This window comes from Paenibacillus sp. WLX1005 (assembly GCF_046603685.1).
Taxonomy (GTDB): Bacteria; Bacillota; Bacilli; order Paenibacillales; family Paenibacillaceae; genus Saccharibacillus.
In genome coordinates, this window is record NZ_CP176756.1 from 3843708 (window position 1) to 3862724 (window position 19017).

Sequence of the window (19017 nt, forward strand, 5' to 3'; positions counted from 1 at the left end):
TGGATTCGATCAAATGATCATACATTATTACCTCGTTGAACGTATATTACATCGTTTCCATCACGACGCGTGAGCCGACGCCTGCCTGCTCTGCTGGTACGACCACCAGTTTGCGAGGCAGCCGCATACGTAGCTCCGGTACGTGGCTGATAATGCCGACGGACAGACGATCCGTGTGCAATTTCTCAAGCGACGTAACGACTGTATCCAGAAGTTCGGGATCAAGCGTACCAAATCCTTCATCCAAGAAAAAGAACTGAAGCGGATATTGCCCGCGTAGTTGAATTTGTGCTGACAATGCCAGCGCAAGCGATAGTGAAGTCAGGAACGTCTCACCGCCGGACAAGGTGGACACCGGACGACGAATACCGCCGTTACCGTTATCGCAAATGACAAAGCCGCCGCCGGAATCGACTTCCAGCGAATAGCGCTGTCGGGTCAGAAAGCGGAGTCTCTCCGAAGCTGCCAGGCTGACCTGCATTAATTGTTCCTCAGCGATATATTCTACAAATGCGTTACCACGCATACTTGCCTGCAATTTGGATAAATGATTGGATTCTACGGCAAGCTCTGTCCGTTGACGTTCCAGTTCCAACCAGCGAACATGCCGCTGTTCCAGATCTTCAAAATCACGCGTGGCGCGTGCACGATATTCCAGTGCTGCTTCGTCCGCTTGACGCGCCTCCTGCCATTCCTGTTGCAACTGCTGCCATTGTTCTTCTGACACTGTTTGACCATCCAGCTTGGATTTCAACTCACGTAAATGAACACTTAGCTCGCGCTGCTGTTCACGGTGACTGTCAATCCGCTGACGTGCTGCTTGCAGTTGCTGCTCATCCATCCGCGCCGCTGCTACGTGATGCTCATCGTCAAAGCGCGATTGCTCCAGCGCCTGCTGCCAACGCTGTGCAGCCTGTTCAGACTGCGAGGATAGAGATTGCGCCGATTGCACAGCAAGAGCGTGATGTTGACCTGCCTGTTGGTGCAGCTGCTGCGCGCTACGAAGCTGCTCAGCCCATTGCGTCGCTTGTTGGCGATACTGATTCAGCTCATTGTTCGCTTCAGTAATCAGCTGCTCGGCAGATTGCTCTCCAATCCACTGCTGCAACAGATTTTGTTTTTCCTGTAAATATCGCTGATCGCTTTCATAACGAGTGCGTTCTTGAATCTGCTGACGTTCCAGCGTATTGATCTGCTGCTCATATTGGCGAATTGCTTGGCTTCGCTCCTCAATATAAGGCGCACTCTTTTCCAAACGTCCTCGAATTTGGTCTGCTTGTTCATCCAGACGTGTAAGATCGGCAAACCGTTCTCTTGCTTGCTGCTCGGTCAGCTCTGGATGATGCTGTTGCCAGTCCTGTAACAACTGCTGGGTTTGCTGCTGAGCAGCTTCCAGTCGGTTACGGGATTGTTCCAGCAAACGCTGAGCACTCTGACGCTCCGCTTGCAATGCAGTACGACGCTGCGACCAATCACGCTGCTGTTGGCGCCAATTGCGCAATTGTTGACGCAGTTGATGAATACGCTGTTCCAGATCACTAGTTTGCGCTACAAATGAATTCAGCCAGTTTGTAGCTTCTTTCTGCATATAGTTGACGTCTGTCTTGTCTTGGAAAGAAAGAATTTCATGAGAACCTGCAAATTCAGCGTTGTATGGATCTTGCTGGGCAAGTTGATCTTGTTCCGCTAACTTTGTTGCTGCTTGCGTAGAAGCTACAGCGGTATGGGAATGTGCTTCCACAGTGGATCCATCGCTGTGCAGCCACTCCCAATCCGTCAGCAGTGTGCGCAATTCAAAGGTACGACTGCGGATACTTTCGCTATGTTCACGAGCCGATTGTTGTAGCTGCTCTATCACTTGCAGCGCATCCTGCTCCTGCTCAGTAGGTGCTTGCTCGGAATTCTGCGGCAGACTGGCAGGATGCGGGTGATGTACTGATCCGCAGACCGCGCATGGTTCTCCATCTTGCAATTGAGCTGCCAGCACGGTAGCCAGACGATGCGTCTCGGCTTCTCTGGAGGCAGCATGATGTGACTGCTCCCACTGCTGAAGCTGCTGCTGAAATTGTAGCAATATTCGCTCTTGATGTTGCTGCTCACTTTGCAACGATGTTGCTTGCTGGAAGAGATGCTGTTCTTCACTACCAAAACGGATATTTTCCTGTTCCAGCTGTTCCCATGTTGCATCATATCGTGAAGCGGCGGACTGTTGAGCTTGCTGCTCGTGCTCCAATTCTTTGAAACGAGAACGAGCGGTATCTAACGCATTCAGTCGTTGCTGCGCTTCTTGCAATTCGCGGCGATCCTGACTGCGCACTTCGGATGCGCGAAGCTGTGTGTTCAATTCTTCGCGCAGTGCTTGTGCTTTGTCCAGTAGCGCTTGCTCACGCTGAGCTTGCTGCTGGGCATCGTTGAGCTGTGCAGCAATCTGCTCCAATTGCTGATGCAGTTGCAACTGCGCCTGCTCTAGTTCACGGCATTCTTTTTGCAGTGTAAGTGCTTGTTGCAGTTGTTCCAGACGTGACAGAAGCCGTGGCTCGTGCTGATTCAATTGCTGACGTGCCTGTTGCTCCTGCTCCGTCGCATGAACAGACGCTTGCTCTGCCTGCTTCCATTGATTGTGCAATTCGTCGGCACGTTGCTGCTCCTGCTGGGATTGCTGGTGCATTTGTTTCCAGCCGTCCAGTAAAGGCAGCAATGTCTGTGCAGACACTGCTGCTTCCCACTGTTGTTCAAGAGCAGCAATTGCGTCCTCGTGCCCAGACAATTGCTCCAGTCGCTGTTGCAGTAATGACTGTTCATGGATCAGCTCACGTACTTTGCCCAGCTTTTCCAGACGGGTGGTCACTTCCTGCAATCGTTGACGCAATTGCTCCGCTTCCTGCGCCGCCTGCTGCAAACGTTCTTTGGCAACTTTGACGGCATCGGCAGACGCATCGCCCAGACCGGTTTGCTCGGCGGCAAGTCGATCCAGACGATTATCGGTATCTTTGACACGCTGACTGAGCTTTTGCATCAATCGGTCGCCGTACTTTTCTAAATGGAACAATCGCTGGAGCATCTGCCGCCGGTCGCTACCTTTTAATGATAAAAACTCGGCAAATTTGCCCTGCGGCAATACGACGGCACGAGTGAAATCGTCCATTTTCAGACCGATATAGTCTTCTACACAGCGAGTCACATCGCCCAGCTTGTCAGCAATGACACGATCCCCGTCTGCCAGACATTCGATAAAACGACTCATGCTGTTGCTCACCGTATGCTCGCCTGTGCGCTTGAAGCGCCGCTCGACCCGATACTGATGCGTACCAACATCCGATAACAGCTCAAAGGAAAATGATACAAATACCGCATCCTCCGAATGATTCAAGATGCCCTGTGTACCATTCTGTGCACGTTCCACCTTGCCATACAGCGCCAGTGTGATCGCATCCAGTACCGTCGACTTGCCGCTTCCGGTCGGTCCAAAAATACCGAACAAGCCCGTTTCACACAAGGTAGTAAAGTCGATCTCCTGCTGTTCACGGTAACTTTGCAGACCGGACAGCTTTAATAATATAGGCTTCATGACTGCACTCCCTTACCTGTCTCCGTTGACGATGGTTCCAGTTGCTCCTCGCCATCGATCAGTTCCAAGAAAATCTCAACCATTCGGTCATCCGGTACAGCCCCGCCAGTCTGTCGCTCATAAAATTTGCGGAACAATTCATGGACTGGTAATTGTGCACGCTCGCTAAATTGTTCTTCAGCTTCGGTTTGTGGGTATACCGGGCGAATGTTGACGATGCCACTGTACGCTTTGCGCAGATTCTGAATATCGCCCATCGACAATGCTTCTTGTAACGATATTTCTAGATCGATAAAGGCGTTGGGATCGCGTCCTTCGTCTAGCCATTGATAGACCTCGGCAAGACCGCCCTTCGCCTTCCAGCGTACAAGTGGACGTCCACTGCTCAGGAACAATTCTTCCATTTGCGGTACAGCGCCGGGTATAATGTCGAGCATCGTCACTGATTTGGCTTGCCCGGCTTCGGAAAAGCTGTATGCGAGTGGGGAGCCGCTGTAGCGGATCATACCTTCCCCTTTGACTGCCTGCGCTCGATGCAAATGACCGAGTGCTGTATATTGCGCGCCGGTATACAACGCTGACGGGTCGACGGTATAAGCGCCACCAACTTGAATCGGACGCTCGGAATCCGTTTCGACACCGCCGAGTACGTATACATGGCTCATCGCCAGATTGACTGTATCTGCGCGGAAGCCTGCCGATAATTGCTTCATCAGTCGACCGACACGTTCGCTGTAAGCACGCCGAATATTATTTTCATCATGATCGTCGATCAGCAGCTCATTCAGCCGCGATTCGGACGGGTAAGACAATGGTGCGATAACCGCCGTTTCACCAGTACGCGGAATGGAAATCTCTAATCCGGTTGATGACGGTACGCCAAGCAGATGAATCCCTCTGCCACGTACAAGCGGAGCCGCGGATGAAATGCGTTCCGGCTGATCATGGTTACCAGCAATAATGACCATCGGTCGTCCATTTTGCGTTAGTCGTGCTGTCGCTTCATAAAATAGCTGTTCCGCCATTGCCGGCGGATTGACGGAATCGTACACATCGCCCGCCATCAAGATCAGATCGGCTTGTTGATCATCCGCCAGTGTGACCAGTTCATCGACAAAAGCGATTTGCTCTTCCAGCCGACTTCTGCCTTCCAGCGTTTTGCCAAAATGCCAGTCTGCGGTATGTAAAATACGCACAGAATTCCTCCTTTATCGTACAGGACATGCCATGAATCGGCATACCCTTTATTGGTTGAATACATTTATTAGCTGAATAAGATGAAATGGATTGAAAATCCGACACTTGAATTTGGTTTATTCCGTGTAGAGTTTGGATCATTCCGTTTAGATGTACGATTTCTTATATTCATATGAATCAATCATTTTCAATATAGGATGCTTTTGCACCCTCATTAACAATACATTATACGCTCAAACGCACTTCCTGCTGACCGTCGAAGAAGTAGAGCCATAGCTCATCTACTTTCCAGCCGATTGACTGTTGTACTGCTTGCGCATACAGCTCCAATTGTACACGATAGCGTTCTTCCAGCGCAGCCGTACCGCCCTGATGTTCCAGCACACGGTCAGTTTTGTAATCGACCAGAATCGTGCGCTCACCTTCACGGAACAGACAGTCGATAATGCCCTGCGTTAGCATCACATCACCAGCATCATTGACAGGTAAACCATAACTGAATGCCAGCTCGCGCTTGATCCAATCTGCTTGAAGCATACGCTGACCAAGCTCTGTTTCGAAAAATACAGTAATATCGCTCGTTGCAACGCTATCGACTTCTGTTTGCCTTAAAATCTGATCTTCTACAAGATGCTGTTTGACCTGCTCTACATCCTCTATAGTCACACCACGACTTATATCTAGTGGTACACGCTGCATTACAGTATGATAAGCTGTGCCTCGCTCTGCACCGGTCAGACCTTTTTGCTCCATGAATTTGGGACGGTGTAGCTTCAAGCTGCTGTCGCGATTCAATTGAAGCGTTTGATTGGACGGCGTAGAATTGGATTCTGTCGTTCCCGTAGTAGACGATACGAGATCGCTGGATGTTGAACTTGTGTGATCGGCACTTGATGTCTCTTCCACGCGGCGCATATACTTTTGCAGCAATGGATTGAGATTCCAGATGTCTTCCCACAGATCGGCATCAGGTGCATCTTCGGACACGAGCTGATGCTTCAATTCGCTGACTGTTGTTTTGGCTGCAATATGTGCGGCTTGCTCATATCGATACTGCCAAGACAAACGTTCATGAATAGATTGTTTCAATTCACGCTGTTGCTGTTCCAACTGTGCTTCTGGTATCTCTTGATTCGCAATATCCGCTGTACCATCATCCGAAGCTAGATGTGGTGCTTGTGCATGTTGTTTATGATGCCGTGCAGTGTCTAGCAGTTGCTGCCAATCCGGGGCATGCTGATGTTGGAGAGATTTCCATTTGGCATCGTCTTCGCGAATACCATGCTCATCCTGCTCCTCACTGGCTACTTCGCTCAGCAACTGACGTGTATCGATAATGCTCAATTGCCATTCTGATCGGTCGTCAGCTAGCACTGCCGCATACGGTGCGGCAGCAGCTTCGCTTCGTTCGCGGAACAAGGTGGCAGAACGATGGCGCATAAAGGCAGGACCGAGCCAATCGAGATAACTACGCGCACGGGACAGCAGATAATCCGGCAGTTCCAACGCTGGATATTCTTGAATCTGACTCCATGACGCAATCTTTTTATCCAAGTCCTTGACGGTAGCGATCATGATCAGCTTATCGCGCGGACGAGTCAGTGCTACGTACAGTACACGTAATTCCTCTGCCAATAGCTCATTCATACCACGGCGGCGAATTGCCAGATTGGGCAAAGTCGGATAGCTCACCCGTGTATCTTCATCGACAAACTTGGGACCAAAGCCAAGCTCCTTGTGCATTAAGAAAGGCGCATTCAAATCTTGCATATTGAACATTTTGGACATGCCTGCAAGAAAGACGACCGGGAACTCCAGACCTTTACTTTTGTGAATGGTCATCACTCGGATTGCATTCTCCTCTGCACCGCCCGATACTGTGCCCAGATCGCCACCCGTATCCTTCAATCGCCGAATAAATCGCAAAAAGCGGAACAATCCACGCGATGATGTCGAACGTTCAAACTGACGTGCACGCTCATACAATATGCGCAAATGGTGCTGACGTTGCACACCACCGGGCAATCCGCCCAACCAGTCCACATATCCCGTTTCCCGATAAATGCGCCAGATCAGGTCGCCCAACTCACCTTCACGCGCTTCGGCACGCCAGCTCTGCAATTGATCATAAAAGCGCTGCAAACGCAGTCGCAATGCTTGCGAAATATTCGGTGCATCAGACGCAGGATGAATAGACATAGAATCTGCTGAAACGAAGGTTGAAGCGTCTCGCATTGCTTCGTCACCTGTATGATCACTTTCTATATGCGCTGGCACGGAGCCAAACAATGAAGCATCATCCTCATTGACAGCATGACTCGGAATCTCATTTTCCACAGCTGGCATATCGTCAACATCAGCTACAACCGCTGGTTGGTCATACTGATGCAGTGCATCCTTAGGAAGGATAGGATACGACTGTCCTTCTTTATCAACAGAATGCTCATCATTGACTGTACGATGTGTATCCACCAGCGACAGTAATGCCTCGTAAAAGGTCACTTGCTTTTGCGCCAGCCGTACATTTGCCAATTCGTCTTCATTTAGACCGACCAGCGGCGAACGCAGAACGGATGCAAGGGGAATATCCTGCTGTGGATTGTCGATAATTTCCAACAGCGATAGCATAATATCCACTTCCACCGCTTCAAAATATCCTTGCTCCACATCACTATATGCAGGAATCCCGGCAAGCTGCAATTCCTCGATCATCAGCGGTGCCCAGATCATTGTCGAGCGCAGCAAAATAACCATATCCCGATATTCCGCTGGACGCAGATCGTCTAGACCTTTATCGTAAATCATTAACGGTTTGCCATCAGATGACGTCATCTCCCGCACGCGTCGGATGATCGCCTGTGCTTCCAAGCGTGCCGCTTCCAGCTCCGAATCATCGACGATGGCACCTTCCTCTTCGCCATGATCCGTAGCAGCATACGAATCGTTGCCACTCCGTTCTAACAACCAGAATTCGGGTGCATAATCATTGACAGATTCTGGCGCGCCCGCCGGATACGATGCACCTGCGACCAATTCGGCGCGCTCATCGTATTCAATCTCCGCTACCTTCACATTCATCAGCTGGCGGAAAATCATATTGACCGCATCTACCACCTGCTCACGACTGCGGAAGTTACGAGATAGATCAATGCGACGCCCCTTCCCGCTCCAATCATCGCGATACTGATGATACTTTTCCAAAAACAATCCCGGCTCTGCCAGACGGAATCGATAAATACTCTGCTTCACATCGCCTACCATAAACCGATTACCTGGTACATCGCGCGAAATCAAGCGTACCAATTGCTCCTGCACCGAGTTTGTATCTTGATACTCATCCAGCATCACCTCGTCAAAGCGCTGACGATATTCCAGTGCAGCCGCTGACGGCACTACATGCTCCGGTGTCGAATCAGGATGACGCAGAATGTGCAGCGCATAATGCTCCAGATCGGAAAAATCGACCCAACCGCGCCGCTGCTTCTCCTGTTGATATTTATCGCTGAAACGGATAATGACCTCTGCCAGTTCTTCCATCAGCGGAGCCGCTTCACGCAATTCCTGAGCAAACTCATCTGGTGTACGTCCGAAAAACAGTCCGCTTATCTCGGATAGCGATTTTTTCACCGTTTCGCGCATTTGTTTGACATGATCCTGAATGCGCACATCCAGACCGTCCTTGCGTACCGGCTTCAGCTTGCCAAACGCCGCCTGTTGAAACGACGTATACAGTTCCGTCCACGGCTGAATCGCCGCAATATCTTGTAACCGATGAATCAGTTCCAGATCAGCATTCAGCGTCTCTACATACGCCGCCGGACCACCCGGCAGCTGTGCCGTTTCTATCGCTTGCAGCAACACAGCTTCCATCCCATCTAGCGCCACCTGCACATCGCTCACAATCTGACGCACCCATGTGGATTCTTCCAGCTGTGCCGCATTGTCCACATAAAACGCATTCGCCATCTCCCGCAACCAGTGCTCCGGCCACGGATGACTGCGTGCAAAATGATACAGTCGCTCAACCAGCTTCATCGCTGCATCATCACTGCGCTCGCCGCCGAACCAGTTGATCAAGCGGTGAAACTGGCGATTGTCCCGTTCTTCTTCCTCGGTATATTTCTCTTCGAACAATTCTTCCAGCAATTCCTCGCGCATCATCGCGCATTCATTTTCACTGGCGATACGAAAACCAGGATCTAGCGGAATCATCGCATAATACCGCTGAATAACCTCCATGCAAAAGGAATGCAACGTCGTAATCGACGCTTGTCCGATCAGCGCGAGCTGTCGACGCAATCGCTCATCCTCCGGTCGATTCAGCACTTCGCGATCCAGTGCTGCCCGAATCCGCTGCCGCATCTCGGTTGCCGCTGCCTTCGTAAAGGTCGCAACGAGCATCCGATTCACATCAAGCGGATATTGCGGATCAATAACCTGACGGATGATGCGCTCCACCAGAACCGCCGTTTTACCAGAACCAGCTGCTGCTGCGACCAACAGATTGTTACCGCGCAGGGAGATGGCGTTCCACTGATCGTCCGTCCAAGTGCTATTGTCCGGTCTTGGCATATGCAATTGCTGCAAAGCCCGTGCACGCTCACTATTCTCCTCAACATTTGCAAACAACTCATCTTGTTGTCCGCTCACATAGGATTCGTTAGATTCGGTAGTCCGCTTATTGTCGTCATATTGACTATCATGAACATGCAAATCATCGTTGCTCATGGTTGCTATCTCCTTTCTGCCCGTCCTGCCGGTTTTGCAGTAGTTCCCAAGTTTCATGTTTGTTCGGCTTTTTCAGTAAGTTATAATTGTTCCCCTTAATGCTCTCGTCAAACTGACAAACAGGTTTATAGGCACAGAACGTACATGCCTTTTCCTGTTCGATTCGATACGGGGTAATGTCTGTCGCACCGTCGGTAATGTTGCTACCGATCTGCTTCGCAGTATGGCGTACATTGCGTAATAGCTCCTGCCACTGCTCCGGCGATGCAACTGCTGAACTGCTGTAAAATCCACCATCTGCCTTGATCGCTACTGGTAAAATGGACGAATATCCTTTTTCGAGCGTCGTGTCCATTTTGCTGATGACGTCGCGATCTGCCATCAATAGACCTTTCATTTTGAACTTTTTGAGCAGTTCTTGCTGCGATTGTTCCATGCTCAAACGATTGCCTGCTTGCAGCAGCGGATTATGCACATGAAAATACAATGCGCCCGCGGGATCTGCTTTTTTGCCCATTACGTCTTCCGCGTGCGTTAGCAGTACATCTAGATACGTGAGCATTTGCAGCGCCAGTCCATAATACACTTCATGCAGCTTCAAATCGGTAGAACTGGATTTATAGTCAATGATGCGAATGAGCAGATTATTCTCACCTTCTGCCACATCCACCCGGTCGATTCGTCCAACGATCTCCATCGTATATCCATTATCCAGCGTAAATTGCAGCGGCGGCCATTCCCCATTCGGACCGAAAGCCAATTCCAGATAGCGCGGCTCAAATTGTCCACGGCGTGACTGTTCTCCGATAATGACCGAAGCACGGCTCACAATATCCCGCAGCTTCCGCGTAATATAACCGTATCGCTTGGAACTGAGCAAAATCTCCCCCTGCAAGCGCGGACTGTGCTTATCGACCGCCGCTTCCGCCGCTTGTACACATTCCTCTGGCGTCAGATCGCCCCAGTTGCGACCGGAGCTTTGTAAATCCTTTGCCAGCGTTGTTAGTGACGCATGGAACAGCTGTCCAATATCCGGCGCTTTCAGGCGATACTCCTGCCGTTCGCGTAGCTTCAAGCCACGAGAAGCAAAATGGGCAAACGGGCACGATACAAACTGCTCCATACCCGATACACTGGTGCGCAGCGTACTGCCGTAGAGATGACGACTTGTTGCTGCTTGTAGTGGAGTGCCTTCATTGGCGTAATCCAGCGATCGTAATAGCAACTGCAATTGCGGTTGCCAACTTGGCTGACGATCATACCACGATAGCGTATGCCACCATATCATCGGGATATCGGTGCCCTGCTTCCAATCACGCAACTGTCCGATCAGATGCGGCAGCGTCGTTTGTGGCGTGCTGATCAATTCCAGATGCTCCTCCGGCGTCTGACGAATCCCGGCAGTCAGGCAGATATTGTGCTCACGCATGCCCGGAAATAGACCTTTGACCGTCGTAATGACTTCAGACGGCATTAGACCTCTACCTTCTTCATCGCTCATCGCATAGCTGATCCACAGCCGCTCACTCGCTACCGTCAACGCATGGTATACGATAAAGCGTTCATCCAGCTGACGGCGCGTAATACCCGGCGCGAGCTCCAATCCGCCTTCCGTCAAATTAAGACGCTCCGCTTCATTCAGAATTCCCTGATCGGCAAAGACAGATGGCACAATGCCATCATTCACACCAAGCACAAATCCGTATTGAATATCCAGCGGACGTGTTCGATCCAATGAGCCGATTAGCACCTGATCAAGGGCAGGCGGCACAACACCAAGTCGCAAACCGGACAAACCGGTTTCCAGCAAGCCGGAGAAGGCTTCCAGTTCCAGCTTATCTTCCTGCATAATATCGACAACCTGATCTAGCAGCTCCATGACATTACTATAAATCTGGATATGCTCACGAGCGCGTAATGGATCACCATGTTGTGCTGCACGATGACTGAGCTGTTCCAGCTTGTCAGCAATGTTCAGATCGTCCAGCAATTCGTAAAGGGCGATACAGAGCGACGTAGCATGCTTCGCTTTTTTGATCTTCTTTTCAAAACGAGATAACGGTTCAGCAACACGCTTACGTACGAGCTCCATCTGCTGTGATAGCATCTGTTGACGTTCACTCTGCTGCTGCTTCTCGGGTTCATCCGCTTCCAGCGATAAGCTGGGCATTCCCTGCCACGGACGACCGTCCGCCCAGCGATGACCGTGAATACCAGAAGCCAGTACCATATTTTCTAGTCGATCCAGATCGGTCTGACTGACCTGCTCATCCAGATTAACTAACAAACCGGTCTTGATACAGCGAAATACATCCTCATAGCGCCAGTTGTACATCACAATATCCAGAGCGGAGCGCATCAATTCCGATAGCGGATGATGCAGGATACCACGTCGTTTATCTAGAAAATACGGAATCCCGTAATCATCCAGCAGCGGCGTAATCAGATGCTCATAATCTTCCAAATTACGGACGAATACTGCCATATCGCGCCAGCGTGCGCCTTCGTCGCGTGCAAGCCGTACCATTTCGCGTAATGCGCCTTCAATCTCGGTACGACGATCCGGCGCACAATGAACAGATAGCTCTCCCTTGTCATAATTAGTAGTTTGACTGCGGCTCCATGCTTGACGCGTTCGGTAGCCTTTTTCCAACTGAGCCAGCTGTGGACTCATGCGAAAGCGAATCGGCACGGTGGTTGTATCAGCAGACAGATTCTCTATCGCCTGCTCGTCGGCATGACCAAGCGCTTCCGCCAGCTGATACAAACGGCGAAACGCCATTCCCTGCTGATAAAACAGTTCCATCTCACCCGGCTGTTCATGAATATATGGAGTATCCAGCGTCAGCGATACGGTAACTGATACTGCCTTTTCCAGCAAGGCAGCGATAACAGCATATTCCTGCATCGTAAAACTGTGAAAGCCATCAATCCATACTTGCACGCCTTCCAGCGCTTGAGAACGCGGCAATGCTAGCGCCAGATCGTTCAGCGTATCGTCACGATCCACATACAGACCGGATAGCCCGGATTCATATTGCTGATATATATGTTGCAAATCATGCAGCTTGTCGGTTAGTAGCGGCGAGATTCCAGTTGCCGCCTGACTGACGTATTCCTCTAGCTTATCTGCGGTTAGCGAATAATGCTTGAACTCGCTGTACAGCTCGCTTAGCTGGCTAATAAAGCCAAATTGATCACCTGCCCTGCCAAACAGTCGTAGCTGTGGTTGATGCTGCTGAATGAGTTTGTATAACAGCATTTTCTTGCCTTCATCACCCAACGGCGTTTTAGCAGAGCCGCCCACTTCGCGCAGAACGAGTTGAGCTAGACGGCGAAAGCCATAGACGCTAGCGCGCATATTGCCACTCAGACGAGAGCTGCGGATGAGGGCATGCTCGGTTTGAAAGGAAGCTTGTTCCGGTACGATGATCAGCAGCGGTGATCCGGTCGGATCGGCGCTAATCTGATCAATAACCCGGTTGATGATTGTCGTTGTTTTGCCGCTACCAGAGCGACCTAGTATAAATGTAAGGGGCATGGGAACATCACCTCTAAATTGGGATGGGCTTTATTTTCATTAGGGAACATACGTTCTTTATATTTCAATGTACTCCACATGGATGCAAAATTCAATACAGGTACAAGATGAAGTTGGATATGTAGCAGTTTTTGGTACAAGTTGGAGCGGTTTTGAAGCTTTCATATAGCACCTAATTGTATCTTCAACAAACTCAACCATTTTGATGTGTGGAATGATGGGTATACACTCATTGCGTGTAACACATGCATGGACATGGAAAAGCCCTCCGCCTGTAGCGTACGAAGCGGTACGATAGGCGGAGGGGATTCCTCACCGTGGGTTTATTATACTATAACGGCTTTGCAAACGATAACGGGTTCGGTTACATGGATCATGATCTTGCACGCAGAATGCAATGATTGGATATATATACAAAATAGTACACTTGTTCCATCCGTCACTGACGATACTTCTTAAAAGTCTGCGCTGCGGACTTCGAAGATTGCGAATTTCAGATAGTGACCTTCGGTGACGCCCAGAATTTGTGGGTGGTCTTTGCCTGCGGCTTTCCAGTCGATCAGGCGCAGGATTTTACCAGCGTCGCGAGCAGCATCTTGGATTGTTTCGAGAAACAGTTCCGGTTTCATATGGTATGAGCAGCTAGCTGTCACGAGGTATCCGCCTTCGTTAACGAGCTTCATCCCGTGCAGGTTGATGTCTTTGTAGCCGCGTACAGCGCCTTGAACTGCGCTTTTCGTTTTGGCAAATGCCGGTGGATCAAGGATAACGACATCCCAGCTACGTCCGCCGCCTGCTGTCATAGGGACAGAAGTGTCTTGCTTGCTATCGACAGCAGCACGGTTACGCCGCTCGTCCAGACCTCTGGCGTTGCTGCGCAAATAGTCAAATGCATCGGCTACGACAAACTCCACACGTTCTTCAAATCCATTCAAGCGTACATTTTCCTGTGCACTTTCGATCGCATGAGCGGAGATATCGAGACAGGTTACTTTTTTGGCGCCGTATTTGCACGCATTCAGTGTGAAGCTGCCCGTATGGGAAAAGCATTCCAGTACCGTTGCGCCATCCCAGTAAGGGAAATCGACAACTTTACCTTTACGGTTAACCGGAGCAGTGATGTGTTGTCCGTCCTGTTCCACCTGCTGCATCGTAATACCGCTGCGTTCACCCCAGCCGAGCATGAGCGGTGCAATCGAAGCGCGGTTCTCACGCTGGTCGAAGAAATAGCCTGTTTTCTGACCTTCTTCAATATCTACTTTGATCAGCAGACCGTTTTCCGATACGGTCACATGGCGCGGGCATTCGCCGTACAGCAATCCTTTGACCTCTTCCAATCCTTCCAGCTTGCGCACGGACACATCGCTGCGTTCATAAATGCCTTGCGGCTGCACCACTTCCACTAACGCGTCTACGATCTGTTGACGACGCTGATCCATCCCCAGCGTGAGCAGTTGTACAACGAGCACATCATCAAACCGGTCCACGATCAGACCAGGTAGGAAATCAGCTTCGCCATACACGAGACGATACGCATTTTCTTCCAGCAAAAAGCGTGCCCGATGCTGAAGGCACCATGCAAACCGTTTGGCAAAAAACGCCTGATCCATCTCCTCTATCGGTTGTCTGGAAATAGCACGCACTGTAATTTTGGAAGCCGGGTTGTAATAACCAGATGCCAGGAATTTACGCTGATGATTCAGCACATGCACAACCTGTCCACCCTGCGGCTCGCCTTCTACGCTGGCGATTTCACTTTCAAAGATCCACGGATGCCCTTGCTCCAACCGTTTTTTTCGTTTTTGATGCAAAATAATATTTGCCAATTCTGTTCACTCCTTTAATAAATTCCTAACAGCAAAACAAAGGATTTCATCCTGCTGCTCCGGCTCTGAACCGGACATGCAAAACGAAATCCTCTGTTCATGCATATCTCAAACTCTACTCGTGCACATCTTATATACATTATATAGGTTCAACTGTGACGCACTGTCATTCCGTTTACTGCGCGATCTTGCTCGGCTCTTGCTCCAAAACGCGCACAAGTTGACCTTGACTTGTATTGACACCCGGCTCTATCAGCTTCACGCGGCACAGCTTGCCGACCAGCTCTTCCGAACCTTCAAAAGCAATCTGCAAATAGTTATCGCTATATCCAGCAATCATACCATCACCGAACCAGCCTTTGTCATTATTTTCTGGAATGATATCCAGCACATGACCGACGAATTTCTCTGCATACGATAATTGCATTTGCTCGGACAGATCGATCAGTTCGTGCACACGAGCATTTTTCACTTCTTCATCCACCTGATCTTCCATACGTGCAGCTGGTGTGCCAGTACGTCTGGAATACGGGAAGACGTGCATTTCAGAAAAGCCAATCGACTTCATCAGCTCATAACCATTACGATACATTTCCTCCGTTTCGCCTGGGAAGCCGACAATGACGTCGGTAGTAATCGCTACGTCTGGCATCGCTTGACGGATACGGCGGATTTTCTCTGCATATTCAGCAACGGTATATTTACGACGCATCCGTTTCAATACATGGTCGTTGCCTGCTTGCAATGGAATATGAAAATGACGGCACATTTTGGACGAACGATTCAGCACGTCCAGCACGCGGTCGTCAATCTGACTCGCTTCAATCGAACTGATGCGAATCCGCTCCAGACCTTCGACTTTATCCAGATCCCACAGCAGATCGGCAAGATCATAATCTTCCAGATCATCGCCATAACCGCCGGTATGGATGCCGGTCAGCACGATTTCTTTGTATCCTGCCGCTACGAGTTGATGTGCTTGCGCAATCACACTGCTTGCAGCACGACTACGAGACAGACCACGCGACCACGGAATAATGCAGAAGGTGCAGAAATTGTTGCAGCCCTCCTGAATTTTCAAAAATGCACGCGTATGATTAGCAAAATCCGGTACGTCCAGCTCCTCAAATTCACGCGTCTTCATAATATTGCGTACCGCATTGATTGGACGGCGCTCTTCCTGCAAGCTGCGCACATGATCCATCAGCTTGTCACGATCCTGGGTACCAACGACAAGATCGACGCCTTCAATATCGAGAATCTCCGCCGGAGAGGTTTGTGCGTAGCAACCCGTGACAGCGATCACTGCATCTGGATTACGACGAACAGCACGGCGAATAATCTGACGACTTTTCTTATCGCCGGTATTGGTTACCGTACAGGTGTTAATGACATATACATCAGCCGCTTTTTCTTCAAAATCGACCTGCTCGTATCCTTCATTTTTGAACAATTGCCACATGGCTTCGGTATCATAGAAGTTCACTTTACAACCCAGAGTGTAAAACGCTACAGATGGCATCATTACATTCCTCCCATTTCTCCGGTTTCATACATGATACAGGCAAGTGCGGTCATCGCTGCCGTCTCGGTACGCAAAATGCGTCGTCCCAATCCGGTTGATGTCGCTCCTCGCCCTTCGGCTTCCTCCACTTCTTGTTCGGTAAATCCACCTTCCGGTCCGACGACGATCAGCACACGAGCAGACTGTTCCTGCGCTGTGCGTTCTTGTAATTCACGGGCAAATGGCTGCACCACATCGCGAAGCTGGTGTCCATTTTCCTTTTCATAACAAAAACAAATTAGATCGTATGCTTCCAGCGATGCTAGTAGTTGCTTCCACGTCAGCGCGTGTTCGATCTGCGGCACACGGCTACGGTGACTTTGCTCCGCTGCTTCTTTGGCAATCTTGCTCCAGCGTTGCAATCGCTTTTCTTCCTTACGAGCATCATACTGCACAACAGTACGTTTGGACAAAAATGGCACAAAGGACGCTGCACCCAGCTCGGTGCATTTCTGAATCACCGTTTCCATCTTATCGCCTTTTGGCAGACTTTGCGCAATTGTCACCTGCACGCGGGCTTCCGATAATTGTTCCAATCGCTCTACAATACGTGCCGTTACGATGCCTTCATCCATATTGATTATTTCAGCCAGCACATCCAGTTGCTTGCCATCACAGGCGATGAATTCATCACCTTCCTGCGAACGCATCACCCGAATAATATGCCGAGCATCTTCGCCAGTAATGATGACCTGCTGCTCACTGAATTGCTCTGCCGGTACAAAATATCGCTGCATCCTTCATCCACTTTCTGTATGACATTTTCCTTACTACTATTATATAATTCTGTACCGCTTGCATTCAAATAGCCCAAATTATGTACCTACAAGCCGGGCATACTAACACAGCAGAACAGGATATCGAAGTGAATCCCTGAATTTCTATCATACAACTTTTAACCAGTGAGGGCTAGGTGTTCAGGATAAATTGTCATTCGGAGTTTTCTATCATTATATTGAGTGTAAAGTAAAATCCAAAACAGCAAAAGTCCCTCTACCATGATCGAATAAATCGATACGACAGAAGGACTTTTATTTATGCTTTACAATAAACTTAATGACGGATCATATAATCAAATGCGCCCAGTGCAGCTGTTGCGCCAGAGCCCATCGAGATGATGATCTGCTTATATGCGCTATCTGTGCAATCGCCAGCTGCGAATACGCCGGGAACGCTTGTTGCGCCGTGCTTATCAACAACGATCTCACCCATGCGAGTCAGTTCGAGCGTGTCTTTGAGCCAATCGGTGTTAGGCACCAGACCGATCTGAACGAACACACCTTGCAGCTCTACATGGTGCTCTTCCAGCGTATCGCGGTCGATATAGCTAATACCGTTCACTGTATCTGTACCTGTGATTTCTTTTGTTTGCGCATTTTTGACAACCGTTACGTTTGGCAGGCTGTACAGACGCTCCTGCAACACGGAATCGGCTTTCAATTCTGGTGCAAATTCAAGAACGGTTACGTGCTTAACAATACCAGCAAGGTCGATTGCAGCTTCAATACCAGAGTTGCCGCCACCAATAACTGCAACGTGTTTGCCTTCAAACAGAGGACCATCACAGTGCGGGCAATAAGCGACACCTTTGTTTTTGAATTCTGCTTCACCCGGTACGCCGATATTGCGCCAGCGTGCGCCCGTAGATAGGATAACGGTTTTACTTTTCAGTACTGCGCCGTTTTCCAGTTCTACTTCAACCAGATCTTTTTTCTCCAAACGTTTTGCACGCAGAGATGGCATAATGTCTACGCCATATTCCTTCACATGCTCTTCCAGACTGGCTGCCAGCTTAGGACCTTCGGTGTATTTCACGCTAATGAAGTTCTCGATCCCAACTGTATCCATCACCTGACCACCAAAGCGCTCAGCTACTAGACCAGTACGAATACCTTTGCGTGCTGCGTATACAGCCGCACTGGAACCGGAAGGGCCGCCGCCGACTACGAGCACATCGTAGGCTTCTTTTTCAGACAGTTCATCCGCATCTGGACCTGCGCCCAATTTGGACAAAATATCTTGTAGGGACATCCGACCACTACCAAATGCTTCACCGTTCAGCAGTACAGTTGGTACCGCCATGATGTTTTTGCTATCCACTTCGTGTTTGAATGCGCCGCCCTCGATCATCGTGTGCGTAATGTTCGGGTTGAGCACGCTCAAAATGTTCAGCGCCTGCACGACATCTGGACAGTTGTGGCATGTCAGACTGACATACGTTTCAAATGTATAGCTGCCCTTCACCGCTTTTGCCTGAGCGATCAGACTGTCATCGACCTTCGGCGCGCGACCGCTCACCTGGAGCAATGCCATCACAAGGGAAGTAAATTCGTGTCCAAGCGGAACACCGGCAAATACAACACCGGTGTCTTCGCCAACACGATTTACGCTAAAGCTTGGCGTGCGTTCCAGCACAGCTGTTTCCACTTTGATGCGCGAAGAAATGGCAGCAAGTTCGTTCAGAAGCTCCAGCGTTTCCTGAGAAGCTTTGTCATCGCCAGCGCTAACTTTCAGCACGATGTCGCTTTCCAGAAGTTGAAGGTATTGAGAGAGTTGTGTTTTCATTTCTGCATCTAATACCATGTGCTCATGC

The 19017-nt window shown here is 49.8% G+C and carries 8 protein-coding genes; all 8 read right to left on the bottom strand.

All coding sequences use genetic code 11. The features are described from left to right. Positions 1-46: 46 nt before the first annotated feature. A complete protein-coding gene (locus tag ACE3MZ_RS16435; RefSeq protein WP_411343216.1) occupies positions 47-3568 on the bottom strand; it encodes an AAA family ATPase in 3522 nt (1173 codons plus the stop codon). Continuing rightward, entirely contained in the window at positions 3565-4764 is a 1200-nt protein-coding gene (locus ACE3MZ_RS16440; RefSeq protein ID WP_411343217.1) for an exonuclease SbcCD subunit D, read from the bottom strand. Before ACE3MZ_RS16440 ends, ACE3MZ_RS16435 begins: the two co-directional genes overlap by 4 nt. A gap of 226 nt (positions 4765-4990) precedes the next feature. Beyond that, positions 4991-9493 carry a helicase-exonuclease AddAB subunit AddA gene (gene addA / locus ACE3MZ_RS16445; protein ID WP_411343218.1) on the bottom strand — a complete coding sequence of 1501 codons (4503 nt, stop codon included), beginning with the start codon at positions 9491-9493 and terminating at the stop codon, positions 4991-4993. After that, positions 9480-13034: a helicase-exonuclease AddAB subunit AddB gene (addB, locus tag ACE3MZ_RS16450; protein ID WP_411343219.1), complete on the bottom strand. Its 3555-nt coding sequence runs from the start codon at positions 13032-13034 to the stop codon at positions 9480-9482. The genes addA and addB overlap by 14 nt, the downstream gene beginning before the upstream one ends. Before the next feature lie 455 nt (positions 13035-13489). Next, complete coding sequence (locus ACE3MZ_RS16455; RefSeq protein WP_411343220.1) at positions 13490-14860, bottom strand: class I SAM-dependent rRNA methyltransferase; 1371 nt, start codon at positions 14858-14860, stop codon at positions 13490-13492. A gap of 175 nt (positions 14861-15035) precedes the next feature. Further along, complete coding sequence (gene mtaB / locus ACE3MZ_RS16460; protein WP_411346823.1) at positions 15036-16382, bottom strand: tRNA (N(6)-L-threonylcarbamoyladenosine(37)-C(2))-methylthiotransferase MtaB; 1347 nt, start codon at positions 16380-16382, stop codon at positions 15036-15038. Positions 16383-16384: 2 nt separating this feature from the next. Continuing rightward, positions 16385-17161, bottom strand: a complete 777-nt coding sequence (locus tag ACE3MZ_RS16465) for a 16S rRNA (uracil(1498)-N(3))-methyltransferase (RefSeq protein ID WP_411343221.1) — start codon at positions 17159-17161, stop codon at positions 16385-16387. Positions 17162-17477: 316 nt separating this feature from the next. Beyond that, positions 17478-19007 (bottom strand): alkyl hydroperoxide reductase subunit F, encoded by a 1530-nt coding sequence (gene ahpF, locus ACE3MZ_RS16470; protein ID WP_411343222.1) that lies wholly within the window; start codon positions 19005-19007, stop codon positions 17478-17480. Between the last annotated feature and the right edge of the window lie 10 nt (positions 19008-19017).